Origin of the sequence: Cecembia calidifontis (assembly GCF_004216715.1) — a bacterium.
Taxonomy (GTDB): Bacteria; Bacteroidota; Bacteroidia; order Cytophagales; family Cyclobacteriaceae; genus Cecembia_A; species Cecembia_A calidifontis.
The window spans coordinates 1,732,791-1,759,497 of sequence record NZ_SGXG01000001.1; the positions used below are offsets into that span (position 1 = coordinate 1,732,791).

Annotated in this window: 25 protein-coding genes; 11 read left to right on the forward strand and 14 right to left on the reverse strand. The window is 41.7% G+C overall.

The features are described from left to right. Positions 1-108: 108 nt before the first annotated feature. Complete coding sequence (locus BC751_RS07500) at positions 109-1,671, reverse strand: glycerol-3-phosphate dehydrogenase/oxidase (protein ID WP_130275005.1); 1,563 nt, start codon at positions 1,669-1,671, stop codon at positions 109-111. A gap of 127 nt (positions 1,672-1,798) precedes the next feature. Between BC751_RS07500 and BC751_RS07505 the strand changes: the two genes are divergently transcribed. Continuing rightward, positions 1,799-2,560, forward strand: coding sequence for a DeoR/GlpR family DNA-binding transcription regulator (locus BC751_RS07505; RefSeq protein ID WP_130275006.1), 762 nt, complete (start codon positions 1,799-1,801; stop codon positions 2,558-2,560). Positions 2,561-2,669: 109 nt separating this feature from the next. Here the strand turns inward: BC751_RS07505 and BC751_RS07510 are convergent, their stop codons facing one another. Further along, positions 2,670-3,590 (reverse strand): IS1595 family transposase, encoded by a 921-nt coding sequence (locus BC751_RS07510; RefSeq protein WP_130275007.1) that lies wholly within the window; start codon positions 3,588-3,590, stop codon positions 2,670-2,672. A 358-nt stretch (positions 3,591-3,948) separates the two neighbouring features. Here BC751_RS07510 and BC751_RS07515 point away from each other — a divergent pair, with 358 nt between their 5' ends. Both BC751_RS07515 and BC751_RS07520 read left to right on the forward strand, forming a co-directional pair. Next, a complete protein-coding gene (locus tag BC751_RS07515; protein ID WP_130275008.1) occupies positions 3,949-7,026 on the forward strand; it encodes a SusC/RagA family TonB-linked outer membrane protein in 3,078 nt (1,025 codons plus the stop codon). A gap of 38 nt (positions 7,027-7,064) precedes the next feature. After that, positions 7,065-8,570 carry a RagB/SusD family nutrient uptake outer membrane protein gene (locus BC751_RS07520; RefSeq protein WP_130275009.1) on the forward strand — a complete coding sequence of 502 codons (1,506 nt, stop codon included), beginning with the start codon at positions 7,065-7,067 and terminating at the stop codon, positions 8,568-8,570. A 95-nt stretch (positions 8,571-8,665) separates the two neighbouring features. Here the strand turns inward: BC751_RS07520 and BC751_RS07525 are convergent, their stop codons facing one another. After that, on the reverse strand, positions 8,666-9,202 hold the full coding sequence (locus tag BC751_RS07525) for a phosphoglycerate mutase family protein (protein ID WP_242617402.1): 537 nt from the start codon (positions 9,200-9,202) through the stop codon (positions 8,666-8,668). A gap of 177 nt (positions 9,203-9,379) precedes the next feature. Here BC751_RS07525 and BC751_RS07530 point away from each other — a divergent pair, with 177 nt between their 5' ends. After that, the gene (locus tag BC751_RS07530; RefSeq protein ID WP_130273814.1) at positions 9,380-10,390 is read left to right on the forward strand and encodes an IS30 family transposase; all 1,011 of its coding nucleotides are present in this window, start codon (positions 9,380-9,382) and stop codon (positions 10,388-10,390) included. An 18-nt stretch (positions 10,391-10,408) separates the two neighbouring features. On the opposite strand, the gene BC751_RS07535 is transcribed toward BC751_RS07530, so the two are convergent. The 6 genes from BC751_RS07535 to BC751_RS07560 all read right to left on the reverse strand — a co-directional run bounded on the left by BC751_RS07535 (position 10,409) and on the right by BC751_RS07560 (position 15,933). Further along, positions 10,409-10,858 carry a putative toxin-antitoxin system toxin component, PIN family gene (locus BC751_RS07535; RefSeq protein ID WP_130275010.1) on the reverse strand — a complete coding sequence of 150 codons (450 nt, stop codon included), beginning with the start codon at positions 10,856-10,858 and terminating at the stop codon, positions 10,409-10,411. Further along, a complete protein-coding gene (locus tag BC751_RS07540) occupies positions 10,809-11,036 on the reverse strand; it encodes a hypothetical protein (protein ID WP_130275011.1) in 228 nt (75 codons plus the stop codon). Before BC751_RS07540 ends, BC751_RS07535 begins: the two co-directional genes overlap by 50 nt. 282 nt (positions 11,037-11,318) lie before the next feature. Further along, entirely contained in the window at positions 11,319-12,053 is a 735-nt protein-coding gene (locus BC751_RS07545) for an RluA family pseudouridine synthase (RefSeq protein ID WP_130275012.1), read from the reverse strand. Between the two features lie 80 nt (positions 12,054-12,133). After that, complete coding sequence (locus BC751_RS07550; protein ID WP_130275013.1) at positions 12,134-13,714, reverse strand: peptide chain release factor 3; 1,581 nt, start codon at positions 13,712-13,714, stop codon at positions 12,134-12,136. A gap of 165 nt (positions 13,715-13,879) precedes the next feature. Further along, positions 13,880-14,554 carry a hypothetical protein gene (locus tag BC751_RS07555; RefSeq protein WP_130275014.1) on the reverse strand — a complete coding sequence of 225 codons (675 nt, stop codon included), beginning with the start codon at positions 14,552-14,554 and terminating at the stop codon, positions 13,880-13,882. 143 nt (positions 14,555-14,697) lie between these two features. After that, positions 14,698-15,933, reverse strand: coding sequence for a sensor histidine kinase (locus BC751_RS07560; RefSeq protein ID WP_130275015.1), 1,236 nt, complete (start codon positions 15,931-15,933; stop codon positions 14,698-14,700). A 143-nt stretch (positions 15,934-16,076) separates the two neighbouring features. Between BC751_RS07560 and BC751_RS07565 the strand changes: the two genes are divergently transcribed. Then, complete coding sequence (locus BC751_RS07565) at positions 16,077-16,547, forward strand: Dps family protein (RefSeq protein ID WP_130275016.1); 471 nt, start codon at positions 16,077-16,079, stop codon at positions 16,545-16,547. 47 nt (positions 16,548-16,594) lie between these two features. Here the strand turns inward: BC751_RS07565 and lipA are convergent, their stop codons facing one another. Both lipA and BC751_RS07575 read right to left on the reverse strand, forming a co-directional pair. Beyond that, positions 16,595-17,473 (reverse strand): lipoyl synthase, encoded by an 879-nt coding sequence (gene lipA, locus BC751_RS07570; protein WP_130275017.1) that lies wholly within the window; start codon positions 17,471-17,473, stop codon positions 16,595-16,597. A 54-nt stretch (positions 17,474-17,527) separates the two neighbouring features. Continuing rightward, positions 17,528-18,256 (reverse strand): hypothetical protein, encoded by a 729-nt coding sequence (locus BC751_RS07575; protein WP_130275018.1) that lies wholly within the window; start codon positions 18,254-18,256, stop codon positions 17,528-17,530. A gap of 71 nt (positions 18,257-18,327) precedes the next feature. Here BC751_RS07575 and BC751_RS07580 point away from each other — a divergent pair, with 71 nt between their 5' ends. The 5 genes from BC751_RS07580 to sdaAA all read left to right on the forward strand — a co-directional run bounded on the left by BC751_RS07580 (position 18,328) and on the right by sdaAA (position 22,657). Continuing rightward, positions 18,328-18,732: an OsmC family protein gene (locus BC751_RS07580; protein WP_130275019.1), complete on the forward strand. Its 405-nt coding sequence runs from the start codon at positions 18,328-18,330 to the stop codon at positions 18,730-18,732. Between the two features lie 79 nt (positions 18,733-18,811). Next, a complete protein-coding gene (locus tag BC751_RS07585) occupies positions 18,812-19,360 on the forward strand; it encodes an RNA polymerase sigma factor (RefSeq protein WP_130275020.1) in 549 nt (182 codons plus the stop codon). After that, on the forward strand, positions 19,341-20,654 hold the full coding sequence (locus tag BC751_RS07590) for an outer membrane beta-barrel protein (RefSeq protein WP_130275021.1): 1,314 nt from the start codon (positions 19,341-19,343) through the stop codon (positions 20,652-20,654). The genes BC751_RS07585 and BC751_RS07590 overlap by 20 nt, the downstream gene beginning before the upstream one ends. Before the next feature lie 18 nt (positions 20,655-20,672). After that, positions 20,673-21,623 carry an FKBP-type peptidyl-prolyl cis-trans isomerase gene (locus BC751_RS07595; RefSeq protein ID WP_207226851.1) on the forward strand — a complete coding sequence of 317 codons (951 nt, stop codon included), beginning with the start codon at positions 20,673-20,675 and terminating at the stop codon, positions 21,621-21,623. Positions 21,624-21,748: 125 nt separating this feature from the next. Further along, positions 21,749-22,657 carry an L-serine ammonia-lyase, iron-sulfur-dependent, subunit alpha gene (gene sdaAA, locus BC751_RS07600; RefSeq protein ID WP_130275023.1) on the forward strand — a complete coding sequence of 303 codons (909 nt, stop codon included), beginning with the start codon at positions 21,749-21,751 and terminating at the stop codon, positions 22,655-22,657. Here the strand turns inward: sdaAA and BC751_RS07605 are convergent. Genes BC751_RS07605 through upp form a run of 3 tightly spaced genes read right to left on the reverse strand, consistent with a single transcriptional unit; the run spans position 22,646 to position 24,678 of the window. Beyond that, on the reverse strand, positions 22,646-23,098 hold the full coding sequence (locus BC751_RS07605) for a hypothetical protein (RefSeq protein ID WP_207226852.1): 453 nt from the start codon (positions 23,096-23,098) through the stop codon (positions 22,646-22,648). The two genes, sdaAA and BC751_RS07605, sit on opposite strands and share 12 nt — an antisense overlap. After that, a complete protein-coding gene (locus tag BC751_RS07610) occupies positions 23,095-24,021 on the reverse strand; it encodes a calcium/sodium antiporter (protein ID WP_130275024.1) in 927 nt (308 codons plus the stop codon). The genes BC751_RS07605 and BC751_RS07610 overlap by 4 nt, the downstream gene beginning before the upstream one ends. Before the next feature lie 6 nt (positions 24,022-24,027). Then, positions 24,028-24,678 (reverse strand): uracil phosphoribosyltransferase, encoded by a 651-nt coding sequence (upp, locus tag BC751_RS07615; RefSeq protein WP_130275025.1) that lies wholly within the window; start codon positions 24,676-24,678, stop codon positions 24,028-24,030. A gap of 309 nt (positions 24,679-24,987) precedes the next feature. Here upp and BC751_RS07620 point away from each other — a divergent pair, with 309 nt between their 5' ends. After that, entirely contained in the window at positions 24,988-26,706 is a 1,719-nt protein-coding gene (locus BC751_RS07620; RefSeq protein ID WP_130275026.1) for an IlvD/Edd family dehydratase, read from the forward strand. The last annotated feature ends 1 nt before the right edge of the window (position 26,707 follow it).

Below are 26,707 nucleotides of genomic sequence, written 5' to 3' on the forward strand. Positions count from 1 at the left end.
TGGGTTTTTGGTTCTCCTATGGAAATATTGTAGAAATATGCTTGAAATACAATTGAAATATTGATTTAGTGCATATTTCTAAGTGTTTCGATGAAGATATATTTCTATCTATTTCAAGATATATTTATTTGCCAATTTTTGAAAATCTTCCAGTTCCGCGGCCATCCATTTTTCATCTTTCCTTAGTTCTTGGGCCATCAATTCGGCCACTTTTGGGGCCATTTCCAGTGCTGCCCGGGCATCTAGAAGCAAAACCCGCATTCTTCGGCTGAGGATGTCTTCCACTTTCATGGCCATTTCATGTCTTGTGCTCCAGACCACTTCTGCCTGAGTATAGGGGTAGTCGGGATGTAGTTTGTGGCCTAATTCGGGATTGTCCCGAATCATTTTTTGGATGAATAGGGCATCTGAGCCATAGCCTTTCCAGTGTCCGTTTTCTGGTGCTGTTGTAAATCCGTGGAAACGGATTTCTGCGGAGGTAGAAGGGGCAAGGGATTCTCCTGTGATATTTGTGAACTCTTTAACCGTATCTTCCCCCATTTTCCTGAAAGTTGTCCATTTGCCTCCTGTGATAGAGACCAATTTGCTTTTAGAAATGATCACTTTATGAGAACGTGAAATTTCCTTGGTTTTGGTACTCCCTTCTTTTGGTGCGGCCAAAGGGCGTAAGCCTGCAAAAACAGACTTCACATCTTTTCTGTTTGGGGATTTGGTGAGATAGGCTCCGGCAGTTTCCAAAATGAAATCCACTTCTTTACTCAGGGCTTCCGGTTCCAGTTTGGCTTTTTCCCTCAAGGTGTCGGTAGTGCCCACAACAAGTTTTCCCAGCCACGGAACAGCAAATAAGACCCTCCCGTCAGAGGTCTTGGGGATCATCAGCGCATCATTACCTCCAAGGAAACTCTGCTCTAAAACCAAATGGATTCCCTGGGAAGGTTGGATGCTCTTGGGGGCATCCGGCTGGTCCATCTGCAGAATTTTGTCAGCAAAAACACCTGTAGCATTGACGACCATTTTTGCCTCAATTTTGTATTTACTTTTATCGAGCTCATCACGAACGAGTATTCCCTTGATTTGGCCATTTTGGTCCTTGAGAAGGTCAATCACCTGCATGTAGTTCACCAGGCAGCCTCCCAAATCATGACAGGTCAGGGCGATACTCAAGGCCAATCGGGCATCATCAAATTGGCCATCATGGTAAACCACCCCGCCTTTCAGTCCCTCTTGCTTAATTTGTGGCAACCTTTGAATGGTTTCTTCCCTGGAGATAAATTTGGATTTACCAAGCCTAAGACGGCCTGCCATCCAATCGTAAATTTTCAAACCGATACTGTATTGGAGTCTGTCGAAGAATGTATATATAGGGATAATAAAAGGCTGATTGTAGGTGAGGTGCGGGGCATTTTGTAATAACCTTCCCCTTTCCTTCAGCGCTTCAAAAACCAACGCAATATCTCCTTGGGCCAGGTACCTCACTCCTCCATGCACCAATTTGGTACTGCGGCTTGATGTGCCTTTGGCAAAATCTGCCTTTTCCACCAATACTACGGACAGTCCTCTTGACAAAGCATCCAAGGCAACTCCTAATCCTGAAGCCCCACCGCCTATAACAGCGATGTCCCACACTTTTCCTTTCTCATTGATTTGCTTTAGGTTTGTTTTCCTATCCATTCTTGCTTCATTTTTTTTCAAAAGTAACAAAAAGAGAAACAAAAAGAAATAAAAGATAATAAAAAGGAGTCTTTAGAGTTTCTTTTCCTGATTATTTGATGTAGTTTTGTGGAAAAAGGAAACTTCCATGACAATTGCAGAACGGCATAAGTATATTTTAAATGAGCTGAACAAAAATGGTTTTGTCAGCGTGGCTGAGCTTAGTAGGGATTTGGATGTTACCATGGTGACTATCCGTAAGGATCTAAAGATATTGGAAGACAAGGGTCTTCTTTACCGTTCTCATGGTTCCGCAACCCCTGTTTCCCCTTATGTCAATGATAGGTCCGTTAGTGAAAAGAAATTGGTTCGTGTTGAGGAAAAGACAAAAATTGCATTGTTTGCCAAAGACCTGGTGGATGAGAATGATGCCATCATCATAGGTTCTGGTACAACGGTTGTGGCATTTGCACAGGCTATTCCAAAAAACAAAAAATTGACTGTATTGACCGCAGCAATGAATGTTACTCTTGCTTTGATAGACGCCCCCGAGGTGGAGATTGTCCAATTGGGAGGGGTGGTCAGAAAAAGCAGCAGTTCAGTAGTAGGACACTATGCAGAAGAGATGCTGAAACAGTTTGCCTGCTCAAAATTATTTTTAAGTGTAGATGGCATCAGTTTGGATTACGGATTGACTACTTCCCATATAATGGAAGCGCATTTGAATGCCCAAATGATCAGGACCGCCCAAAAGACTATTGTTCTGGCGGATTCCAGTAAATTTGGAAAAAAAGGTTTCGGTAAAATCTGTAACCTGGAGGACATTGATATGATCATCACGGATTCGGGCATTCCTGAACTCTACAAGGAAAGGCTGGAAGAGATGGGGATTGAGGTTAGGATAGTTTAAAGTTATTTTTAAGGGTAAATTTTTTTGCCTTCGATACTCCTAATTTTCGCTGTTTCCTGCTTTCATGTATGGAATGGATTTTTTTAAATACCTCTATTTTCTATTATGATTATCCGCTTGTATACAAGTAGGGGCAAATGCTCGCAATAACAAGTCTATCAAAGAGTTTTTTACCAAAGTATCTTCGGTTTAGTTTATAACAGAATTCATTGAGATAGTTTTGAAGCATCTTTTCTGAAACCATATGGTACTTCTGTAAATCCCTTTTAAGGTTGCTTATTGCTATATGTGCCCATTTGAGGTTGAACTTGCCCTCTTTTGTGGAAGATAATTCGCTCACGTGAACATCGATACAATCTTCTAGGTTAGCATAAGTCGTACTTTCATCAGTTTGGAGCACGGCTTTTTTGTCAATCAGTCCTTTTATCAGTTTTTCGGCTGTTTTTGCCTTCAAGTTATCTATTTTGACCATCTTGAAATATCTGCAGCTTTTGTCCTTTTCTCCAGTAATTAGGTCTTCAAGAATAGATGATTCAGCCATAACAGCGACAGTAGCTTGTTTTTGGCTTCCACGGCCTTTCTTCAGCTTCGTCTTTTCCGAAGATTTTGTTGCCTTGCTTACAAAAGCCTCATCATATTCAACCATATCTTCTAGTTTATATTGGTTGTCACGTTTACCCATTGCTTCCCGGAGCTTGTGATACAGTCTGAAAACAGTCTCGTATCTGCTATGACCCATCTGCCTCTGTAGTTCAAGGCAGCTAAATCCCTTCTTGGTTGCGCTTACAAGAGTCATTGCAAGCAACCAAGTCCTCAATGGTAACTTGCTGTTTTCCATAATAGTACCATTTTTCAGTCCTGTCCTAAATTTACAATGTTTACATTGGAACATATTGAGAGAATTAAGCCAGTAGTGATCCTTGGAATTACAATTCTTGCAAATGACACCTTCTCTTTCTCTTTGTTCCTTCAAGTAATGGATGCAACTTGCCTCATCAGGATATCTTTCATTGAATTGTAGAATATTCATGGCCTTCTTATTTATTTACAGCCAATTAAACACTTACAATTCAGCCCTGAAAGTTATTGACACTTATTGTCAAAGTATAAAATTTGCCCACTTGTATGTAGGCGGATATTCATATTTTCTATTCATTAAATCATAAATCGTGGTTTAAAGCTCCCGAAATCGATTTCGTAAATTCATGTTGCTGATGGGTAAATGCGCCTACTATTACCCTTAAATTTAATGCAGTTACAGAATTTATTGGAAGTTAAAACAAGGAAATCAGAAACAGGTAATCATCAGTTTTTCTTTTCTGGTTTAGCTTTCATTAGGTTCTGAAATACTACAACAACCAATCTATCTACAACAAAACCCATTAACCATGAGAAAAATGATCTACAAGAAATTGGGTCTTTTTGTTCTTTTCCTGACACTTGCTATGCAGGCCAATGGGCAGGGAAGGATCATAAGAGGTACCGTTACAGATGACAAAGGGGAGCCCATCCCCGGCACCACTGTGGCAGTAAAAGGAACCTCCATCGGAACTGTAGCCGATATGGATGGTAATTATTCTATCAATGCACCGGATGCAGGGGTGCTGGTTTTTTCCTTCATTGGTTTTCAGACCAGGGAAATTACCATTGGCAATCAAACTACCATTAACGTTCAGCTGGCCCAACAAGTTTCCGATTTAGGTGAAGTAGTGGTGGTGGGCTATGGTGTACAAAGAAAGTCTGACCTTACAGGTTCTGTTTCATCTGTCGGAGAACGTGAAATCAAACAGGTGGCAGTAGCATCATTAGACCAAGCCTTACAGGGTAGGGCTGCTGGTGTTCAGGTAACACAGGCTTCAGCAGCTCCAGGTGGTGGAGTTTCGATCAGGATCCGTGGAGGCAACTCCATCAATGCCTCAAATGAACCTTTGTATGTCATTGACGGTATTCCTTTTTTCCCTAACAATGCAACTGTGGCGCCAGGAACATCCGGTGGAGGCCAGCCTCAAAATGCCTTGGCCAATATCAACCCGGGAGATATTGAATCCATGGAAATTTTGAAAGATGCTTCCGCAACAGCTATTTATGGTTCAAGGGGTGCAAATGGTGTAGTAATTATTACTACCAAGCGGGGCAAGGCAGGTGCCACGAATGTAGATTTTGAAAGTTACTATGGGGTACAGCAAGTATCGAGAACCATCCCATTATTGAATGCAGAAGAGTTTGCCATTATAGCAAATGAAGCAAGGGTGGGAAGAGGTCAATCCCCCATTTTTTCAGCAGAGCAAATTGCAAGTTTCAGAAATAACAGTACGGATTGGCAAAGTGAAGTTTTCCGGGATGCTCCCATTCAAAATCATCAGGTTACTGTTTCCGGAGGGGATGCCAAAACCAGATTTGCCATTTCAGGAAACTACTTCAATCAGGAAGGGGTGATACTCAATTCAGGATTTTCAAGAGGATCGGTAAGGGTTAATTTGGATAAAACCATTAACAATAAAGTTACTGTAGGTAACTCCCTCACCATTTCCAGAGCTACCAATAACCAACAGGTGACCGATATAACCAGAGGTGGTGTGGTCAATGCAGCATTGGTGTTTTCCCCAACCCTTCCTGTCTTTGATGCAGATGGAAATTTCACTTTTGACAACAGTTCAATTCCCGGATCACAGCAGGTAGGCAATCCGGTTCAGGATGCTTTGGAAACATTGAATAAAACCGTTACCAACAGGGTATTGGGCAACGTTTTTATGGAATGGAAAGTAATCGATAATTTATTGTTCCGTGCCTCAGGAGGTGTGGACTTCCAAACAGGAAGAAGGGATTTTTATGCGCCCAGCACCAACAACAGGGGAAGAAATGCCTTTGGTTCGGCATTGGTGGAAACCAAAAATGTATTCAGCCCGGTAGGAACTTTTACCCTGAATTACGACAAAAAATTTGATAAGAACAGTTACTTAATTCTTTTAGCCGGTTATGAAAGTCAGTCCCAAATGGTGGACTTTGTGGGTGCACAAGCCACCAATTTCCCAACAGATGCTTTGGGATCGGACAATTTGGGTTTGGGCCAAATAGTAGGAACCCCCTTTTCTGGAAGAAGCTTATGGAGATTGGATTCCTGGTTTGGAAGGGTCAATTATACCCTCTTTGAAAAATTCCTTTTCACAGGAACTTTCAGGGCCGACGGCTCTTCTAGATTTGGCGCAGGCAACAAATGGGGGTATTTCCCTTCTGCCGCTGTTGGGTATAACATGAGCAATGAGCCTTTTGTGAATAATATCAAGTGGCTAAGCACTTTGAAAGTTACTACAAGCTGGGGCTTGACCGGTAATCAGGAAATTGGCTTGTATCAATCACTTTCCCAACTGAATACGGAAAGGAATGCTTTTGGTAATGTGATAGCTATCGGCTTAGCCCCTGGAAGAATCCCTAATCCGGATTTGAGATGGGAGAAGACCAATCAGGTCAATGTGGGTTTAGAGGTTGGTTTAATTGAGGACAGGATATTCTTTGAAGCAGCAGGTTACTACAAAAGAACTCAAGACTTATTATTACCGCTTGATCTGCCAAGGTCTACAGGATTTGCTACTATTCTTACTAATATTGGAAGTGTTGAAAATAAAGGTCTTGAGTTGTCAGTCAACAGCAACAACTTAACCGGAAAATTGAAATGGGTCACCAATGCCAACATTACTTTTAACAGGAATACCGTTTTGGCACTTGGTCCTGGAGAAACTTTCAGGTTAGCGCCAGGGACTGGTGATGGACACTTACAGATTGCCAATTCCAGTATTTTGCAGGTAGGTGCTCCAGTGGGAAGCTTTTTTGGGATGGTAACCAACGGAATCATCCAATCAGGTGAGCAAGTTATCCCGGGTAGCAGTTCTTTCGGTTCTGTAGGTCCTGGTGATATCCGCTATGTGGATGTCAATGGGGATGGAAGAATTGATAACAACGACAGGACTATCATTGGCAATCCACAACCTAAGTTCTTTTACGGGATGAACAATAACTTCACCTATAAAAACTTTGACCTTTCCATATTTATCAATGGAACTTATGGAAACGATGTTTGGAATGTCAATAGCCACGAATTGTACAGAAATGATGGTGCTACAAATAACGTGAGAGGGGTTCTCAACCGTTGGACTCCTGAAAACCCAAGCAATGAATGGCCGAGTTCAAGAACCAGACCATTTGTGCTATCTGATAGGCATATTGAAAACGCATCATTCCTGAGGGTCAGAAATGTTACTTTAGGTTATAATTTACCGGTTGGTAATGTGACTTGGCTAAGGTCATGCAGGGTTTATCTACAGGGTCAAAATATCCTGACATTTACCAATTATTCCGGATTTGATCCAGAGGTAAACTCTTTAGGACAGAATCCTATAGGCATTGGTATCGATAGAGGTACGTTCCCGATGGCCAGATCATTTATCATGGGTGTTAATTTTGGTTTATAGTATCCATCCGTCTAAGTCAAAATTTAAAACATAAGAAAATGAAAATCAGAAATATATATTTATCAGGGATAGTGTTGGCAGGAATGCTGTTCAATTCTTGCGAGGATCCCTTACAAGAGCAGGTATTCAGTTTTATTGCACCTGAGAATTTCTACAGGACTTCAACTGATGCAGAAGCCGCTTTGGTCGGCGTGTATGCCGGATTCAGGTTGATCCACATGTATGACAGACAGTATATGATAGGAGATATGGGTTCTGACGATACCTTTACAGGTGAATTCAGGGGCAATCAGGATAGGATTCAGATTGATGAATTTACAGTGGATCCAAATAACGGAATACTAAGGGATAGATTTGAAAATGCCTATATTACTATTAACAGGGCAAATGCAGTGATCAGTAGGGTTCCTTCAATCGATATGAACCCACAATTAAGGGATAATATTGTAAACCAAGCACGTTTTTTAAGGGCGTTTCTTTACTTTGATCTTGTCCAGTTATTTGGCGCTGTTCCATTAAAAATCGAAGAAACTTTAAATGTAAACAATGTGGCAAGTCCAAGGGTAGATGCCAACAGGATTTATGATGAAGTCATCATCCCCGATTTGCAAGCCGCAGAGAATTTACCCGCTACACAAAGATTGCAGGGACAGGTGACCAATACTTCCGCCAAAGCCATGCTCGCCAGGGTTTACTTGACGAGGGCCGGTAATAACCCGAATTCTCCTTTTTGGGCTTTGGCCAGGGACAAGGCATTGGAAGTTATGAATTCCGGTCAGCACAGACTTCTAAGTTCATACAGTGATGTATTTCAGCTGGTAAATCAAAATAGCGCAGAGCACCTTTTCTCCATCCAATTTAGTGCTATGCAAGGAGTTGGAAGTACTTTCCAAGAATTCTTTATGCCCCGGGGGATTAATTCAACTACTGGTAATGGTAATGGGGTAAATGAGCCTACTCCTGATATCGTTCAGGCTTTTGAGCCCAATGATCTCAGGTTCAATACTGCTTTTCTTTTGCAACTGCCTTTGGCGAATGGAACGGTGAATAATTACAGCCCGACCGGGAATTGCCAGGGAATCCCATCCCCTTGTATTCCCCAGCCTTATATAGGTAAGTATCTTGAACTTACTCCTCCTAGAGGAAATCTGAATTATCCCATCATAAGGTATTCTGATGTCCTACTGATGTACGCAGAGGCTGCCAATGAAGCAGAAGGCGGTCCATCTTCCGCTGCGTATGCTGCCATCAATCAGGTGAGAAACCGGGCTGGGTTACCGGATTTAGCCCCTGGGATGAGCCAGGCTCAATTTAGGGAGGCTGTAAGGAAGGAAAGAAGGGTGGAATTGGCCTTCGAAGGTATACGACGGTATGATCTGGTCAGATGGGGTACTCTATTGGAAGTTACAAGAAGCCATTTCCAAAGATTTTATCCAACCTTGACAGGGAATGTCAGGGACCATCATATGCTGTTCCCTATTCCACAGAGAGAAATAGACCTGAATCCGGGAATCAGCTTGTCGGATCAAAACCCAGGGTATTAACAATAAAATCTATCCCCAACTGCTAAAAGTTGGGGATAATTTTTTTATTTCAGGAGCTATGAATCCAATAACCTGGTCACCAATTAACAGATATACTAATTGAAGTCTTTGTAGACTCTCCTTTCCACCTTGGAACTCCCGTCTTTTTCCAAGGTCACCACAAAAATAAAATCGTATTCAATATCCTCGAGTTCCGGGAATTTATCCCCTTCCTGAACAAAATAATTGGCTACATGGTGAATGGTGTTGCTATGGCCAATCACCAAGGCATTTCCCTTTCTTTGGCGGAGTTCTTTGACCAGATCATCGTGTTTTTTCACATCGTAAATTTCAATGCTAAGACCAGACTGGGCTTCAATTAAGGGTTGGGCAGTAGCCTTTGTCCGTATAAAGTCAGTACTGAAAATGTGTTGGATTTTTTGATCAGCCAGGATCTGTGCCAGTTTCTTTGCCCTCACAGTGCCGGCCACACTGAGTTGCGGATCATCTCCCACCAATTGCTTTTCCGCATGGCGGACCAGGAAAATGGTTTTGGGTTCCTGTTTTGGGGAACAAAACTGGAAGGAAACAATAAGTAGAAGCGCCGTAATCGGCTGATTGAAACGCTTCAATATCTTAATCATATTCATCATAATCTGTTTGGTTTTATCATCGGGACCGTATAGCTGAGATTTGGATTTGATGGCTTAAAAATAAAAATCAAAGGCAATAATATCTCCTATATTCAAGTCATAAATGCAACACTAAGGGTTTAAGGGAAGGAACCTGGGTTCCTTCCCTTAGGCTGAAAATATTAATTTTGTGTTGTCATGAATAAATTTAAACATCTCAGCCAGGAACAAAGGTACCAAATAGAGGCTTTATTTAGAAACGGAACTTCCCAGACCAAAATCGCTGCGATTATCGGTGTCAACAAAAGTACTGTATCCAGAGAACTTCAAAGAAATACCGGCAAGAGGGGCCGTTATAGCGGTGAATATAAGGCTGCAGTTGCCCAGAACCGTACAGACGAAAGACATAGACTCAAGAGAAAGCGAATCAAATTTACCGAGTCCCTTAAAGAAGAGGCCCGCAAATTCCTTGTTGTTGACAAATTGAGCCCAGAGCTAATATCGGTCACCTGGAAGAAACAAGGTAAAGAAGGGGTTTGTCATGAGACACTCTACAACTGGATATTTACTGCCAAAAAAAGTAGCCATTGGAGATACCGAAGGGACAGGGAGCTTTACAAGAATCTCCGGCATGGTAAAAGAAAGCGTAAGAGAGGTAATTACAGGCATACCAGAGGAATTATCAGGGAGAGAGTTCCAATTGACCAAAGGCCTCCTGTAGTTGAAAAAAGACAAAGGATAGGAGATATTGAAGTAGACCTTATGATGGGGAAAAACCACAAATCAGCTCTTTTGGTACTGGTGGACAGGGCAACCTTGGTTACTACCATAGAGAAACTTGATGGTAAAAATGCAGATATCATTGAACAGAAAATAGCAAAGAGAATACAGAGAATTGGTGCTTCGTTCTTCAAATCAATCACTTTCGATAATGATATGGCATTCGCAAACCATTATAAAATCAGAGATAAATTCAATATCCCAACATTCTTTACAAGACCATACACTTCACAGGATAAAGGAACAGTGGAAAACAGAATCGGACTTATCAGGGCTTTCCTGCCAAAGGGTACTGACCTCAATCAAATCTCTCGGGAACAGATCCAAAATATAGAAACCAAAATCAATAACAGGCCAATAAGAAAGTTTAATTATCTTAGTCCTATCGAATGTCTAATGAAAAAATTAGGCGTTGCATTTATGACTTGAACATGGCTCTACCCTTTTTTAAATAGGGTAACTAATATAGTCAACAAATTCTTTTGGGTTGAGGACTTTTGTTACTCCAAACTCCTTGATTGTAAAATCATTACTGTTTCCTGTAACCAAAAAGTCGGCACCTGATGAAAGGGCTAACTCTAGGAACTTATTGTCAGACAAGTCTCTAAGTATTTCGACTTTTCTCTTTGGGGAAAAATAATTTGCACATGATTCTAGCCTATTGAGAACTAGGGTTGCATTTAACTGAAAATTCTTGATTTTAGCGAATTTATTCCTATTGACCACATCTTTGTATTCATCCAAAACCTCAGATGAAAGACACAAAAGGACTTTTCTTTCTAAGATTAAAAAAAGAATATCTGAAGGATAGCCCGAAGAAAGCAGAGCTGAGATGAGCACATTGGTATCAAGAACGATTTTTATTCCTGGCCGCATCAATCTCTTTGTTGATTTCATCTAGACTTAAATTGTCAAGACCTGCTTCCTTGGCATATTTTTGGCAGGCCAAAAGCGCATTTTTGGCCAACTCTTGTTCAATCTTTTCTACAAATTGTGTCAATTCCAATTCCGAAACATGGGACAAGTTCAGCTTGGCAAACTCTTTTTCTGACCCCTTTATTTTGATTGTTTTCATTGCCACTTTTAGATAAACACTTTACTAATATACAAAAGATCAAGGGATTTGGTTGCATAAAAACAAATATAAACCAAACAAATCAGCAGTCTTAGCTTTTCGCTTTTTAAGAATTGGCTTAAAAACATCCTTGCCTTTCAAACAAATGATCGGCCGTGTTGATTCTCTAACTATTGTCTGAAAAAAAGAAAGTAAAAGCGGGTACATAAATTGAATCCTTTTTTCTTAAGACCAAAATTTTTCCCACCAAGCTTATTTTCATATTCTAAAGGCCTCACTTACTTACCCACTGAACGTATTGTCCAAATGCTGATCTTTGGCTTTTACGGGTTCAAATTCCAGGTACTGCTCCCAGAAAGCCTCTTCAGGAAGGGCGGCACGTAGGTAGAGTTTTTCTTTTTTTATCGGGTGGACAAAGACCAAATGAAAGGCATGAAGGTTGATATTGCCATCTGGATTCGGCTTATGGAAACCATACTTGACATCTCCTCGGATGGGGCAACCCATAGAAGCCAACTGCACCCTGATCTGATGTGGCCTACCCGATACGGGCCTTACTTCCAAGAGCCAATGGTCGTTCAACTTGCCCAAGGTTTTGTAATTGAGTTCGGCTTTTTGTGAACCCGGAACTTCTTTATCGTAAGCAGTCACGAAATTCTTCTGCTCATCTTTGACCAACCAATGCGTAAGTTTTCCCGATTCTTCCTTGGGCTTGTTTTTAACCACTGCCCAGTAAACCTTGTGGATATCCCTCTTTCGGAAAACTTCCATCATGCGCTCCAGCCCTTTAGAGGTGCGCGCAAAAACCACCAAACCACTTACAGGTCTATCCAGCCTGTGTACAGGATGTAGGAATACTGCTCCCGGTTTATGGTACTTTTCCGCAATATATTCCTTACAGTAATCTGTCAGGGTCTTGTCTTTGGTCCTGTCACCCTGAACGAGTATTCCTGCTGCTTTATTGACCACCAAAAGGTGGTTGTCTTCATATACGACGGTAAATGGTTTTCTTTTCATGATTGTCAAATATAATAAAAAACACCAAGCACCCTGAAGTATTTGCGGACAAGTGGTTGGTGTTGAGTTATTTGTACTAATTAAAACTCCGAAGTAAAATGGAATTCAATCTCTGGATAGTTGTCCTGTACCATCTGTAACCAGGCTTTGGACTCGGCCATAAAGACAAGTTTCCCATCCTTGTCGCGGGCAATGTGACGGCTCTTGGAGCGCACAAACTCATCCAGTTGTTTCTTATCGTTACTGCTTATCCAGCAGGCTTTGTACAGGTTCATGGGTGCAAATTCTACGGAAGCATTGTATTCATGCTTGAGACGGAACTGGATCACCTCAAACTGCAGCTGTCCCACAGTGCCTACCACTTTTCTGTTACCCATTTCATAAGTGAAATACTGGGCCACCCCTTCTTCCATCAGCTGTTTCAGCCCTTTTTCCAGCTGCTTGGTCTTCATGGCATCTTTGTTGATGACTTCTTTGAAGATCTCGGGCGAGAAACTTGGGATGCCCTTGAAGGTCATGTTTTCCCCATCTGTCAGGGTATCCCCGATTTTCAGGTTGCCGGTATCATAAAGACCAACAATATCCCCTGGGAAGGCTTCATCCACGATTTCCCTGTCCTGTGCCATAAACTGGGTCACGTTGGAGAATCTCAAAGGCTTAGGGCCACGTACATGATTGTAGGGTTTGTTTCTTTCAAATTTACCTGAAACTATCCTTAAGAAGGCAATTCTGTTGCGGTGGTTAGGATCCATATTGGCATGGATCTTAAAGATAAAACCAGAAAATTTTGGCTCTTCCGGTTTCACTTCACGCTCCTCAGTAAACCTGCTTTTTGGTGAGGGAGCAATACGGATAAAGGTGTCCAACATTTCGTTGACCCCGAAATTATTGACTGCAGAGCCAAAAAACACAGGAGCCACTTTACCTTCCAGGTATTCCTGAACATCAAAATCAGGGTACACGCCTTCGATCAGTTCAACATCTTCTCTCAGTTGGTTCGCAGCACTTTCGCCTATGAGCTTATCTAATTGTCCATCATGAAGGTCCTCGATTACCACCCTGTCATCACTGAGCTTGCGCTGACTGGGCGTAAAGAGATTGAGTTTCTTTTCGTACAGGTTATACACTCCCTTGAAGCCCTTGCCCATTCCTATAGGCCAAGATAGTGGTCGGACTTTGATATTGAGTTTTTCCTCCACCTCATCCAGCAGGTCATAAGGATCCCTGCCCTCACGGTCAAGCTTGTTGATAAAACAGATCACAGGTGTATTGCGCATGCGGCAGACTTCCATCAGTTTTTCTGTCTGTATTTCCACCCCTTTTACGCAGTCGATGACCATGATAACCGAATCCACCGCTGTCAAGGTCCTGTAGGTATCCTCTGCAAAGTCCTGGTGACCCGGAGTATCCAAAAGGTTGATTTTTGTTCCCTTATATTCAAAACCCATCACGGAAGTGGCCACAGAGATACCTCTTTGCTTCTCTATTTCCATCCAGTCGGACTTTGTCGCGACGTCGATTTTGTTGGATTTCACAGCTCCCGCAGTCTGGATCGCACCACCAAAAAGCAAGAGCTTCTCAGTCAAAGTGGTCTTACCGGCATCCGGGTGGGCAATGATCGCAAAGGTTTTGCGCTTTTTGATTTCTTCTGCTAAACTCATTTAAACTCCTGATTCTCTATTTTTCAGCCTGCAAAGGTAAGGCTTATTCCTTTGGGATGGAAATAGGTGGAGTAAATACTTAAAAGCTTTAGCAATAGTCAGATTGGTATAAGATGGCGGCTGATTGAAGCTTGTTTTATGAAAATTAATTGCTTCAAACTGATTTTAATGAAAGTCTTTGAATAGGTATTTGTATTGTTTGGCCAGGGTCTTTTTCTTTAAAGGATGGATTTCTTCTCCTTCATATTTTTTGGCAAAAACCGCATGCCCTTGCTCTTTGTCAATTATGAATATAAAAATATTTGAAGCGTTAGAGACAGGAATAGGTGCATAATTTCCCAAAGTTGCCAAACCAATTCCTATAGATTTAAACATTTCCCCTGTCATATTTCCTCTTTTTCTGACAAATCCATCATGGTAGATCAGCATGCTGTATGGGGTATCTGTTTTACTCAACATACTGAATAGCGTAGGAGTCACCCTCAAATCCTCTAATGGAGCATTTTTAGAAGCTTTATCGGCTAATTCCATCAGGCCTAAAGAATACAACTCCATATGTGGGATTTCCTCTAAAGGAAAAAAGTGTGCCTTTTCAAAGAGGTGTAATCTTTCTTTTATCAAGTCCGCATTTATCTGGGCGGAAATAGCCGAAGCAGAGTCATAATGAACCTGCCCCATTCCTTTTCCTACTACTTCAATCCGGGAGCTTGGGTAAAAAACAGTGATTTCCTTAATTTCATGTAAATCAATCAAATGAGCCTGTTTGTTGAATTTTTGAGCAACAGTAAACAAGGGTGTTCCTAAAATAAAAATTGTGAAAAATAATATTCTTGGCCCCATTATTTTTGAGTTTGATGCAACAGACAATTTTAATAGTATACTCTTTTTTAAAAGAAAAGTTACGTTATCGGTTCCAGTTTTAATGCTTTGAAAATTCCAGTTAAGCATTATTAGGATAGCCAAGCTAAAATGAAAATTTAGAACTATACTCTTTGCCCCACAAAGTCTTCCCTTTGGAATTTGCTGATGCCGTCCAAACTTCCCTGAAGGACAATGCGGAAAGTTGTTCCCTTTCCCAATTCGGATTGTTTGACAAAAATCTTTCCTTTATGATAACCTTCGATAATTCTTTTGGCAAGGGTCAATCCAAGCCCCCAACCCCTCTGTCGGGTAGTGAAGCCAGGATTAAAAACTTTTTTGTACATGCTTTTGTCCATTCCTTTCCCGGTATCGCTGATGTCCACAAAGACATACTTTTCACTTTCCTTAATGATATCTATGGAAATGGTCCCCTGGCCCTTCATGGCATCCACGGCATTTTTACAGATGTTTTCAATGACCCATTCAAAAAGCGGCCGGTTCATCATGGCTTCTATATGATTGGCATAGCCATTGATTTTGATTTCCACTTTGGAGGAAATTCTAGGCCTTAAATAATTGATCGTGTCATCGATGACGGAGAAAACATTTTCAGGTTGGATGGATGGTTTGCTTCCGATGGAACTGAAGCGTTCTGTGACCATTCTTAACTTTACCACATCTTTATCCATTTCCTGGATGACTTCTTTATTTTCTTCCCAGACCGGAGAATTTTTTAAATAATCTATCCAGGCCATCAGGGAAGCGATAGGGGTTCCTAACTGATGGGCTGTTTCCTTGGTAAGGCCTGCCCATACCCGGTTTTGTTCTGCGACTTTGGATTGATTAAAAACAGCATAGGCCAAAATGCCAAAAAATAAAATCACAGAAAGCTGAACATAGGGGTAAAACCTCAAAGAAGTCAAAAGTTCCGAGTTTCTGTAATACACCAATGCTTCTTCAGTTGGTATGGGCTCATAAGCGGCTTTCATTTTGGCAAGCTCCTTTTGAAGAATTTTGGTTTTTTCTTCTTCGGTGCTTTTGTTTTTGAAGTTTATATTCCTGTAATCAATGGGGTTTTGATTGGCATCCACGACTATCACAGGGATGGAAGTGTTTTGCTGAATGATTTCCTGATTGATGAATGTCAGATTGTCAGTGTACATGGCAGCATATTCCCAAGCTTTGGCCAAAAGTTCGATCTGCCTTTTTTCTCTTTCCTTGAGTTCATCGACGAGTTGATTGGTGTAAAAAATAGATCCAAAACTTATAATTATTGCACAAATCACTACCAACCATTTGATACGACCCTGGTTTTGGTATAAGTTCATTGTGGCAATGTCCTGCAGTCTGTTTTTCATCGATTTTGGGGCTTGAACCTTTTAAGCTAATAGAAAACTCCTTTTATCCATAGATATTATCAATGTGGAATAATATCTTTTTCGGCTGCAATGGTCCTGTTTTTGCTTCTTTAAGATTGAAAACGAACATAAATAAAAATATTATGAGCACAAACGAAATAGGATTGAAAATAAAAGACAGCAAGATTTTGGTGGAAAAACTGAACAGCCTTTTGGCAAATTATGAAATTTACTATCAAAATCTGAGGAACTTTCATTGGAATGTGACCGGCCCCAACTTCTTTGAACTGCATGCAAAGTTTGAAGAGTTGTATAACCAGGCCAATCTTGGCATAGATGAAGTAGCAGAAAGGATCCTTACCCTCGGCGCCAGGCCTTACTCTTCGTTTGAGGAATACATATCCCATGCCGCTATCAAAGAAGCGAAGCATGTGGATGATGCCAAAAAAATGGTCGAAATTGTTAGGGACAACCTCAATATCTTATTGAAACTGGAAAGAGAAACCCTGGAAACTGCAGCCGAACAAGGGGATGAAGGTACCGTCACCTTGATCAGTGACTACATCAGTGCCAAGGAAAAAACAGTGTGGATGCTTTCGGCATACCTGAAATAAAAAAAAGTGATTAAAAAAAAAGGATGGAGTCAAATCCATCCTTTTTTTTATACGTTAACGTGTCTTTCTGCATGGTAGGAAGACCTGACCAAAGGCCCTGATTCCACATATTTCAAACCTCTCTTCAGTCCTTCTTCCCGATAATGGGCAAAAAGATCCGGATGGATAAATTCAGCAACTTCAATATGCATTTTTGTAGGTTGTAAGTATTGTCCCAAGGTCAGGATGTCGCAACCGTGGGCGGCAAGATCATCCATGGCCTTATAAACCTCCTCTTTGGTTTCTCCCAATCCTAGCATAATCCCTGTCTTGGTCCTTTTACCGTATTCTTTGGTCAGTTTGATCTGCTCAAGAGAACGGGAGTATTTAGCCTGAGGCCTTACCCTCCTATACAGCCTTTCCACTGTTTCCATGTTATGGGAGACTACCTCTTGGCCTGCGGAAATCATCCTGTACAATGCTTCCCAGTTTCCCTTTACATCTGGAATCAAAGTTTCAATGGTCGTTTCGGGAGAAAGCTGCTTGGTTAAGCTTACCGTTTGGTACCATATTTCAGCACCGCGGTCTTTCAGCTCATCCCTGTTGACAGAGGTAATGACCGCATGCTTTACACCCATCAGCTTGATCGCTTCAGCTACCCTTCGGGGTTCGTCTGTGTCATACTCCGGCGGTCTTCCTGTGGCCACGGCACAGAATGAACAGGAGCGTGTACAGACATTTCCCAGAATCATGAAAGTGGCCGTTCCGGCACCCCAGCATTCGCCCATATTGGGACAATTGCCGCTTTCACAAATTGTATGGAGTTTATGTTCGTCTACTAGCTTTCTAACTTTCGCATATTCTTTACCCACAGGCAACTTAACCCTTAACCAATCCGGTTTTTTCCTTTTGGTTGCCTCCTCGGATATCACAGGTAGTTCGATCATTATTTTAAAATTTTTCTGTTGCGAAATTACTTCCTTGCTCCCAATAAACCCAATCTATTTTCTGAAACCATAATAAAAGGTGAAATAGACAGACTGAAATAACTGTCTGTTTTCCACGGTGGGCATTAAGGGAATTTCTTTGGTAAAACCTTCAAATTGGTAACCAAGTTCCAAGCCTGTGACATTTGACCTGAATACACCGAATTCAAAATATACAGCTGCTTTAGCATTGGCACCGATAGCAAGTTCAGATCTTCCAATTCCCTCAAAAATTCTGCCCGGACCAAGAATATTCAGAAGACTCTGATGCACTTCTGGATTGTACTGTTCCCTGACAGTTTCCAAGCGGCTAACCTGATATTCTATGATGTAAGGCGCAATCAAACCTAAGGATGGACCTACTGCCCCCAATACTGAAACTTGGACTCCTTGTTGAGGGGCTTTTTTGAACAGGATCAATTCCCTGCCATAATAAGGACGGATAGAATAAAGATAATTCGATTTGCCAAAAATAAATGAATTGCCCAGAACCGTATTGTACCGGACTTCCTTTGGATTTTTGACATTGACAAGGTCCAATCCGAAAAACTGGAACGAAGCATCGTCTATCCTCATGCCGTATTTGAATGAAAAACCTCCGATCAGTCCTCCATTTGTATTCTTATTAATGCCAAACAATACTTCGGTATCGTAATCATAATCCCCTACATCATCTCTTTGGGCATTCGCCGAAAAGATAAAAAGGACAAAAAAAACTATCAGTATATATTTTAGGCTTCTCATTTTCAATTGCTCAGAAAATTAACGCTAATTTCGTCTCTAAGTTACTAAACCAAAATTAAAAGTAAGAGTTTATGCCAACTATTAAAAGTTCCTACGAGGGAAATCTCCGAACCAAAATGGTCCATTTGCAATCGGGAAATGAGGTCATCACAGATGCTCCTTTGGACAATAACGGTAAAGGTGAAGCCTTTTCACCTACGGATTTGGTTGCAGCCGCACTGGGTAGCTGTATGGTGACCATTATGGGTATTGTTGCCAATAGAGATGGAATAGACCTGCAAGGCTTATCCTGGGAGATTACAAAAATCATGCAGTCCGATCCCAGAAAAATCGCAGAAGTAATTGTGACTTTTCATTGGGAAAATCCTCAGGGAACTCCATCCTTTCATCAGAAATTAAAAAATGCAGCCAGGACCTGTCCCGTGGCTTTGAGTCTTCATCCGGACATCAAGCAGACTGTAATGTTTAATTTCTAAAATTTTTCTCTGACCAATGTAGCGTTAATCCTTTGGATGACGTCTTTGTTGTATATGGCGCACCTTTAACAAGGCTCCTTTGGAACAACAACTTATTCAAAAAGCAAAAAATGGGGACCCAAAGTCTCTGGAAATGCTTTACAGGCATTTCTATGGTTATGCCATGAGTATTGCCTTGCGTTATTCCAATTCAAGGGATGAAGCCTGTGAAATCGTCAATGACAGTTTCATGAAGGTGTTCGATAAAATTGCCCAACATGAGGAGAACAGCTCCTTCAAAGCCTGGTTTAGAAGGATTCTTGTAAATACTTCGATTGATTATTACAGGAAAAATGTGAAGCACTATGCGGCTATGGATATCGAAAAAGCCGATGCTGAAAGTTACGAACCCGAGATCATCAGCCAGCTTTCCAAAGATGATATCCTTGACATGTTGAGAAGCTTGCCTGAAATGCTGCGCATGGTATTCAATATGTATGAGATTGAAGGCTATGCGCACAATGAAATCGCAGAGCAGCTGGGGATTCCTGCAAGCACTTCTAGAACCTACCTGGCCAGAGCAAAACAAAAATTAAGAGAAAAAGTATTGGAAATCAATCAAATTAGGGATGAAGGAGCAGTTCGATAAAAAACTGGCAGAGAAGATCAAGGCCTCCTTTGAACATCACGAGGAAACCTTTGATCCCAAGGAATGGGAAAAACTTTCTACTGCTTATTTCAAGCCCAAAAAAGGCTTGGCCAAAGCGCCTTGGTTAGTGTGGGCAGCATCCATGGTTGCTGTTTTAGGGCTTGGTTTGCTTTTCTTCAATCTCAACAAAAATTCGGAAATTTCTTCAAGCGATGAGCTTGCTACTACCAATGTTATTACACCTGAAAGTTCAGCAATACCCACACCATCTATTGAGCCTATTATAGAATCCGATACCGCCGAAAAGAAAGAGAAAGAAAAAATTTCGGAAGAAAAGTTTAACACTTTAACTGGATCAGAACAGCGTACTTATTTGTATGACCTGATCACCAATATCCCTAAGGTTGAAAAAACTATAGCTTTGGAGCCAGCTAAAGAACCAATTATCACCCAAAATGGAAAAGATCAAAAACCGGAAATATTGGAAGACAATATTCCCATAAAAAGTGAAGTAGTTAGTCCTTTTGTTGCCCAGTTAAAGGAACAGGAAGAGCAGGACGCTAAAGCCGCGATATCTGCCTGGCTTCAAGAAGGTAAAGAAACTGATGAAGAGAAAGAAAAACCTTATGCTGCTCCAGTGAAATTGGGTGTGGTGGTAGCACCTCAGGCAGTTGCCAATTCCAATCAATCCTTGAATTTGGGAGGAGGGTTGGCTTCCGAGTTTTCATTTTCCAAGAGACTCAAATTGGATGTTGGGATGGTATATGCGAGTCAGAATCTGAATCCCAGCAACTCAAACTTCAACAGCTTGATGATGCAGTCTTCCGTTCAGGATGATGGCTCCAGGTTGTCAGCATTAAATACTAATGTGGTAAACGCTACAACAGAATTAAGATTTGGTCAATTGGAAATCCCGCTCAATCTGAAATATATGATTATGGACAAGAAATCTGCCGGACTTTATGTTATTTCCGGTCTGTCCAATATGTTTTTCCTGAATCAAAGGACTGTTTCTACCTTCAGTGCTGTCAATATGAATACTGCAGGGCTCGCCATAGGGCAGCATTCGGTGCAGACCTTTACCCAAACCTTAAGACCCGAACCGGGATCTGACAGTGGTAATGTAGGGCAGTTGATTAATTTTGGATTTGGTTATGAGCATAGCCTGAACAATGGAACCTTTATCTCCGTAGAGCCTTTTTACAAGACCTCGTTGGGAGGCCAGACTTTTTTGGGGCAACAGCTTTCCATTGGGGGATTGAACCTAAGAATGAACTTTCAACTGAAAAAATAGCGATAAAAATTTATGTGGATGCGATTAAGCGTATTGATGCTCGGGGCAATTCTTGTGCTGAGCAGTTGTGTCAAGGATTTAGAATCTGATCTTGATAGAATCATCGAGAGGGATGACAGGCTGATTAAGGAATTTTTACAAAGGAATAATATTAATGCCGTAGAAACCCCGCTCGGGTATTATTATGTGAGAGAAGTCAATGCGGCTACAGGAAATCAGATTGTGAATAACGATATCGTCGGCATTTACTATGAAATAAGGACTCTTGATGGGCAATTGATTGAAAATTATTTTGATGAGGCCAAACCTCCCAGAATTTTTGCACATTCAGAAGGTGGCCTTGTCCCTAGGGCAATAAATTTCGCAGCCGGATTGGCCAAAGAAGGGGAAACGTTAATGTTGTATGTTCCTTCCTATATGGCTTATCAGGATTATTTTTTCCAGCAATTGATACTTCCTCATTCTAATTTGCAGATAAGGGTAAAATATGCAAAAATCTACTCCGAAGCTGAAATTAAAGCTTTGGAAGACCTGGCCATACAGAATTATATTGCTGATAATGCCATGGAAGGCTTTCAAAAAACACCGGAAGGCCTTTACCTCAAAATTGTTTCGGAAGGAAATACAACCGGATCGGTTACCGCTACAGGAAATATTATTGGGTTTACTTATGGTTTGTTCCAAATGGGAGAAAGTCAGGCTTTGGCTGAAAACTCCAATTCCATGAATCCTATCCAGATTTCTTTGGGAAATGCTTCCAACCTACAATTTTTAAATCTGGCTTTTCGGGGCTTGAGGCTGAATGCTGAAATAGAAGTGTTTTCACCTTCCCATTTGGCTTTTGGGAAAACCACCCAAGTCATTCCTTTTCAGATCAGAAGGGATCTTTTCCAAAGAAATTTAATTCCCCAGGTTGCCAGGCCATTTGAGCCGGTTTACCTAAAGGCGAAGATTGTAGACATCAGGTGATAATTTTTCCGGAAAAAAGCCTCTTCTGACTAACAGGGAGGCTTTTTTCTTGGGGAGCGATTGATTTTTTTGTTTTCACATCAGGTTTTAAGCAAATTGCACAAGAATTAAACCCAAATTTTGCCATGAGTTATCTTTTTGAAAGTTTCAGTGGCTGGAAAGCCTATTGTGAAGAAAAGAAAATGAGTCTTTTTGACTCTGTGATAGAGTATGAGGTTGTACAAAAAGGAAATACGGAAGAGCGCATTTGGGATGGCCTTTTAAAGGCCTATACCGTCATGAAGGAGGCAGTGGAAACGGGCCTGACAGAAGAAATGAGTTCCCGCTCCGGCATGATCAACAATGGTGCTAAAAAAGTTTTCCATCATCCTGTTGCCGTTTTGTCTCCGGAGTTTCAAAAATTGATTTCCAGAGCATTGGCTGCCAAGGAAGTTAATTCCTGTATGGGGAGGGTAGTTGCAGCCCCTACCGCCGGCGCATCCGGTATTCTTCCAGGCACCTTATATACACTGCAGGAAATTCATGGATTTCCAGACAGGAAAATTTTGGAAGGTCTATTGGTCGGTGCAGGAATTGCTTTGATCATAGAGGAAAAGGCCAGTTTGGCCGGTGCAGTAGGTGGCTGTCAGGCTGAAACAGGTTCTGCAGCCGCTATGGCGGCAGGAGCCATAGTCCATTGTTTGGGAGGAAGTGTAGACCAGATTTTCAATGCTGTTGCGATTACTATACAGTGTATGCTTGGATTGGTATGTGATCCTGTTGCAGGCCTGGTGGAAGTACCTTGTGTAGTAAGGAATGCCAGTGCAGCTGCTATTGCCAACAGTTCGGCACAGATTGCCCTTGCAAATGTAAGCGCAGTCATCCCTGTGGATGAATGTGTAGAAGCCATGGGCGAAATTGGGGCCAGTATGGAGTCCAGGTACAAAGAAACAGCCATGGGAGGACTGGCTGCTACTTTGACAGGTCAGGAAATCTCAAAAAGGGTGCTCATACAGGATATTGAAATCCTTCCCGATGAAATTTTACCGGAGTAAGAATTCAAAAAATGGAATAGATAAAAACCAATGTATGGAAGCGCCCAGGATGGTAGACCAGATGAGGGCGCTTACCAACATATAAGTGAAAATCTTACGCTTAGCAACATTGAATGCCGTCAGGATAATAGTGCCTCCAATAGGTGTCAGTAAGAGGGGGGTGATGGATGCTATTCCAATGGGGCCAAATTTTTTCCAGGTTTTGACTATTGCTCTGCTTTTTTTGCTGAATCTTTTGGATGTCAACCTGAAATTCCAATGGGATTTAAACCATTCCCCCAAAAATGTCACCAAAAGCACAGAGGTCATCATGCCCGAGACAGTGACTGCGATGATTTCAAGCAGGGAATAGTTTGCTGCCGCACCCAAAACAGGTCCCGCAATAAATTTAAATAGGCTGGCAAACCAAATCGCTAAGAATTTCAGGATATAGGGTATCATAAAATACTGTAGAGATAAGCGCCATAAATAGCCAAAAGGAAGAAACCTTCCATTCTTGAAATTCTAAGTCTTGTTCTCAGAATAGGGTATAGCACCAAGGTCAAGCCGAGCATCCATAAAAAGTCCTGTCCTAAAAAAGCATCTGACACAGGTATTGGTTTAATAATTGATGTAATTCCTATGATAGCCAGGATATTCATGATGTTGCTTCCGAGAATATTGCCGATCGCGATGTCAGTTTCTTTCTTAATTCCCGCTATTATGGAGGTGACCAATTCCGGTAAGCTAGTGCCTATGGCTATTATTGTGACTCCGATTACCCTTTCACTTACTCCGAAAACTTTTGATATCTTGACTGCATTATCCACCAAAAGGTCAGATCCATAATAAAGACCAAACACGCCAATTACTAATAATAATAGGGACTTCCATAAGGGGGAATCCTTTTGGTCTTCACCATTTTCAGAAATTTCTTCATCTACTTTGCCCAGTTTTCTAAAAAAATACCAATTGAAAGCGATTAGCAGAATAAATAAGCATATTCCTTCTATTCTGGAGATCAAGCCATTCAGTGATAAGACATAAAATAAAATGGCACTGAGCAGTGTCGCCAGGTAATCCAGTTTGAGCAATGACCGGATGATATGAATGGGATATATAAGTGCGGAAATTCCCAACACCAAGGAAATATTGGAGATATTGGAACCGATAACATTACCCATGGCAATGTCACTGTTGCCCTTAAGTGCTGCATTGACGCTTACCAATAACTCTGGGGCCGAGGTTCCGAAGGCTACCACCGTAAGTCCTATAAGTCCGGCACTGATACCAAATTTGCTGGCAAGTGCAGAAGCGCCGTCTACCAAATATTTACCTCCAGCAAGAAGGATGGCCAGGCCGACCAACAACATCACATAAACCATATCCGATTAAATTTTATCTCCAAAACAAAGATCTCCGGCATCACCTAATCCGGGCACGATATAAAACTTATCGTTCAATTTTTCATCCAGGGCCCCCAACCAAAGCTTGTAAGGGACATTGATGTTGTTTTGGAGGTATGCAACCCCTTCCGGTGCAGCAATCAAACAGGCAATATGGATGATTTTTGGGGTTCCGTTATGAAGTAGGTTTTGAATTGTTTTCACGAAGGATTTTCCCGTTGCCAGCATGGGGTCCACCAAGATTACCTCCCTTCCTTCCAGGTTGGGAGCTGCTTGGTAAAGAAACTCAATTTCAACTTCTTTATCTCCCTCTTTTTCAGGTTTGCGGTATGCTCCCACAAAACCACTGTCGGCCTGGTCAAAATAGTTTAGGAATCCCTGATAAAAGGGGATGGCGGCACGGAGAACACTGATGAGGACAGGTTTCTCTTTCAGTTTTTTGACCTGGGTCTCCGCCAGAGGGGTTTTGATGTGGATTTCCTCATAATCCAGGTCCTTGGAGATTTCATAAGCCATGATTTCGCCTAAGCGTTCAAGATTTTTTCTGAATCTCCACCGGTCATGCTGTAAATGCATGTCACGGACCTCCGACAGGAATTGAAGTGCGATACTGTTATCTTTTGATAAAACAAACATGGCCAATTGCTTTTCTGTCCATTATTTCAAATCCGGAATTTGAGGCAAATTCCATTTGAAACAGGACCTAAAGGTAGGAAATAAAATGCTTTTATAATGAGAATAATTTCGAAGGTTTTTTGTCATCCTGTATTAGCCAGGCCAGAATTTCTCTTTTTTTATTTCAATTGACAATACTGAAATGGTCTTTTAACATCGATTGTTGATAGAAATTTAGCATCTGTTGATATTTTACTTTTGAGGCTTGACTAATCTCCGAAAGATTTACTAAATTCTCATCAAATTTTAATCCCGGACAAACCTATTGACATGAAAAATAAAAAATTGAGAAGCCAGGAATGGTACGGCCGTAAAGGCAAAGATGGTTTTATTTATAGATCTTGGATGAAAAACCAGGGACTGCCCCATCATTTGTTTGAAGGTAAAAAACCCGTAATAGGCATCTGCAACACCTATTCAGAACTTACTCCCTGCAACGCGCATTTCAGAGAATTGGCAGATGCAGTCAAAAGGGGTGTCTGGGAGGCTGGTGGTTTTCCATTAGAGTTTCCCGTGATGTCATTGGGAGAGTGTTCCATCAAGCCAACAGCCATGTTATTTAGAAATCTCGCCAGTATGGATGTGGAGGAAAGTATCCGTGCCAATCCAATGGACGGGGTGATTTTGCTTTGTGGCTGCGATAAAACAACCCCTTCCCTGGTCATGGGGGCGGCAAGTGTTAACCTGCCTACTTTGGTGGTTTCCGGAGGCCCTATGCTGGCAGGTTGGTTCAAAGGCAAGAAAATCGGCACCTCAGATGTTTGGAGGTTTGCCGAGCAATATAAAAAAGGGGAACTATCTGAAGAAGAATTTGTCGCTGCTGAGGCCGCCATGTCCCGCTCGAGAGGACACTGTGCACCCATGGGCACAGCCTCTTCTATGGCAGCTATGGTAGAGGCTTTGGGCCTTGCTTTGCCTGACAATGCAACCATACCTGCCGCTGATTCCAGGAGAAAAGTCCTTGCCCATATGGCAGGGATGAGGATAGTGGAAATGGTAAAGGAAGACCTCAAAATGACTGACATTCTTACCAGAAAGGCCTTTGAAAATGCCATCATGGTCAATGCAGCTATTGGGGGATCGACTAACTTTATTCTCCATCTCCTGGCAATAGCAGGTAGGATAGGAGTAGAATTGGATATTGAGGATTTTGATAAATTCTCTGCCAATATTCCTTTGATTGCCAACATACAACCTTCCGGGGAGCATTTTGTGGAGGACCTTTTCTACGCCGGGGGTATGCCTGCGGTCATGAAGGAAATTCAGAGCATTTTGCATACCGATTTGATAACTGTCAATGGTAAGACTATAGGTGAAAATATAGCCAATGCGGAATGCTATAACCGTGACCTTATTGGGACCATGGAGAAGCCTTTTAAACCTGAATCCGGCATTGCAGTACTTAAGGGGAATCTTTGTCCCCATGGGGCTGTGTTGAAGCCTTCTGCAGCTACTCCGTCCTTGTTGCAGCACAGGGGCAAGGCAGTGGTTTTTGAAGATATCGACGATTACAAGAAAAGGGTAGATGACCCGGATCTTGATGTGACCCCGGACTCTGTTTTGGTCCTTAAAAATGTTGGACCAAAAGGCTATCCGGGTATGCCAGAGGTAGGAAATATGGCCCTGCCTGCTAAAATCCTGGCCCAGGGTGTTTCCGATATGGTAAGGATTTCAGATGGCAGGATGAGTGGTACGGGCTTTGGTACCGTTGTACTCCATGTCTCTCCTGAATCTGCGGTGGGTGGCAATCTGGCACTTGTCAAAGACGGAGATTGGATTACCTTGGATGTGCCCAACAGGACTTTGACACTTGAAGTTTCCTATGAAGAATTGGAAAAGAGAAGGGCTTCTTTCAAACCCTTGGACTTAGGGTATGATAGAGGTTATGTGAATTTGTTTATCCAAAATGTGACACAGGCCCATGAAGGAGTTGATTTTGATTTTCTCAAAGGGTCCTCTGGTCCAGAAGTGAAAAGAGATTCTCACTGAT

Bases quoted from the DNA above. Each gene is read 5' to 3' on its own strand.
- BC751_RS07500 (WP_130275005.1), bottom strand. From the start codon at position 1,671: ATGGATAGGAAAACAAACCTAAAGCAAATCAATGAGAAAGGAAAAGTG.
- BC751_RS07505 (WP_130275006.1), top strand. From the start codon at position 1,799: ATGACAATTGCAGAACGGCATAAGTATATTTTAAATGAGCTGAACAAA.
- BC751_RS07510 (WP_130275007.1), bottom strand. From the start codon at position 3,590: ATGAATATTCTACAATTCAATGAAAGATATCCTGATGAGGCAAGTTGC.
- BC751_RS07515 (WP_130275008.1), top strand. From the start codon at position 3,949: ATGAGAAAAATGATCTACAAGAAATTGGGTCTTTTTGTTCTTTTCCTG.
- BC751_RS07520 (WP_130275009.1), top strand. From the start codon at position 7,065: ATGAAAATCAGAAATATATATTTATCAGGGATAGTGTTGGCAGGAATG.
- BC751_RS07525 (WP_242617402.1), bottom strand. From the start codon at position 9,202: ATGATGAATATGATTAAGATATTGAAGCGTTTCAATCAGCCGATTACG.
- BC751_RS07530 (WP_130273814.1), top strand. From the start codon at position 9,380: ATGAATAAATTTAAACATCTCAGCCAGGAACAAAGGTACCAAATAGAG.
- BC751_RS07535 (WP_130275010.1), bottom strand. From the start codon at position 10,858: ATGAAATCAACAAAGAGATTGATGCGGCCAGGAATAAAAATCGTTCTT.
- BC751_RS07540 (WP_130275011.1), bottom strand. From the start codon at position 11,036: ATGAAAACAATCAAAATAAAGGGGTCAGAAAAAGAGTTTGCCAAGCTG.
- BC751_RS07545 (WP_130275012.1), bottom strand. From the start codon at position 12,053: ATGAAAAGAAAACCATTTACCGTCGTATATGAAGACAACCACCTTTTG.
- BC751_RS07550 (WP_130275013.1), bottom strand. From the start codon at position 13,714: ATGAGTTTAGCAGAAGAAATCAAAAAGCGCAAAACCTTTGCGATCATT.
- BC751_RS07555 (WP_130275014.1), bottom strand. From the start codon at position 14,554: ATGGGGCCAAGAATATTATTTTTCACAATTTTTATTTTAGGAACACCC.
- BC751_RS07560 (WP_130275015.1), bottom strand. From the start codon at position 15,933: ATGAAAAACAGACTGCAGGACATTGCCACAATGAACTTATACCAAAAC.
- BC751_RS07565 (WP_130275016.1), top strand. From the start codon at position 16,077: ATGAGCACAAACGAAATAGGATTGAAAATAAAAGACAGCAAGATTTTG.
- lipA (WP_130275017.1), bottom strand. From the start codon at position 17,473: ATGATCGAACTACCTGTGATATCCGAGGAGGCAACCAAAAGGAAAAAA.
- BC751_RS07575 (WP_130275018.1), bottom strand. From the start codon at position 18,256: ATGAGAAGCCTAAAATATATACTGATAGTTTTTTTTGTCCTTTTTATC.
- BC751_RS07580 (WP_130275019.1), top strand. From the start codon at position 18,328: ATGCCAACTATTAAAAGTTCCTACGAGGGAAATCTCCGAACCAAAATG.
- BC751_RS07590 (WP_130275021.1), top strand. From the start codon at position 19,341: ATGAAGGAGCAGTTCGATAAAAAACTGGCAGAGAAGATCAAGGCCTCC.
- BC751_RS07595 (WP_207226851.1), top strand. From the start codon at position 20,673: ATGCGATTAAGCGTATTGATGCTCGGGGCAATTCTTGTGCTGAGCAGT.
- sdaAA (WP_130275023.1), top strand. From the start codon at position 21,749: ATGAGTTATCTTTTTGAAAGTTTCAGTGGCTGGAAAGCCTATTGTGAA.
- BC751_RS07605 (WP_207226852.1), bottom strand. From the start codon at position 23,098: ATGATACCCTATATCCTGAAATTCTTAGCGATTTGGTTTGCCAGCCTA.
- BC751_RS07610 (WP_130275024.1), bottom strand. From the start codon at position 24,021: ATGGTTTATGTGATGTTGTTGGTCGGCCTGGCCATCCTTCTTGCTGGA.
- upp (WP_130275025.1), bottom strand. From the start codon at position 24,678: ATGTTTGTTTTATCAAAAGATAACAGTATCGCACTTCAATTCCTGTCG.
- BC751_RS07620 (WP_130275026.1), top strand. From the start codon at position 24,988: ATGAAAAATAAAAAATTGAGAAGCCAGGAATGGTACGGCCGTAAAGGC.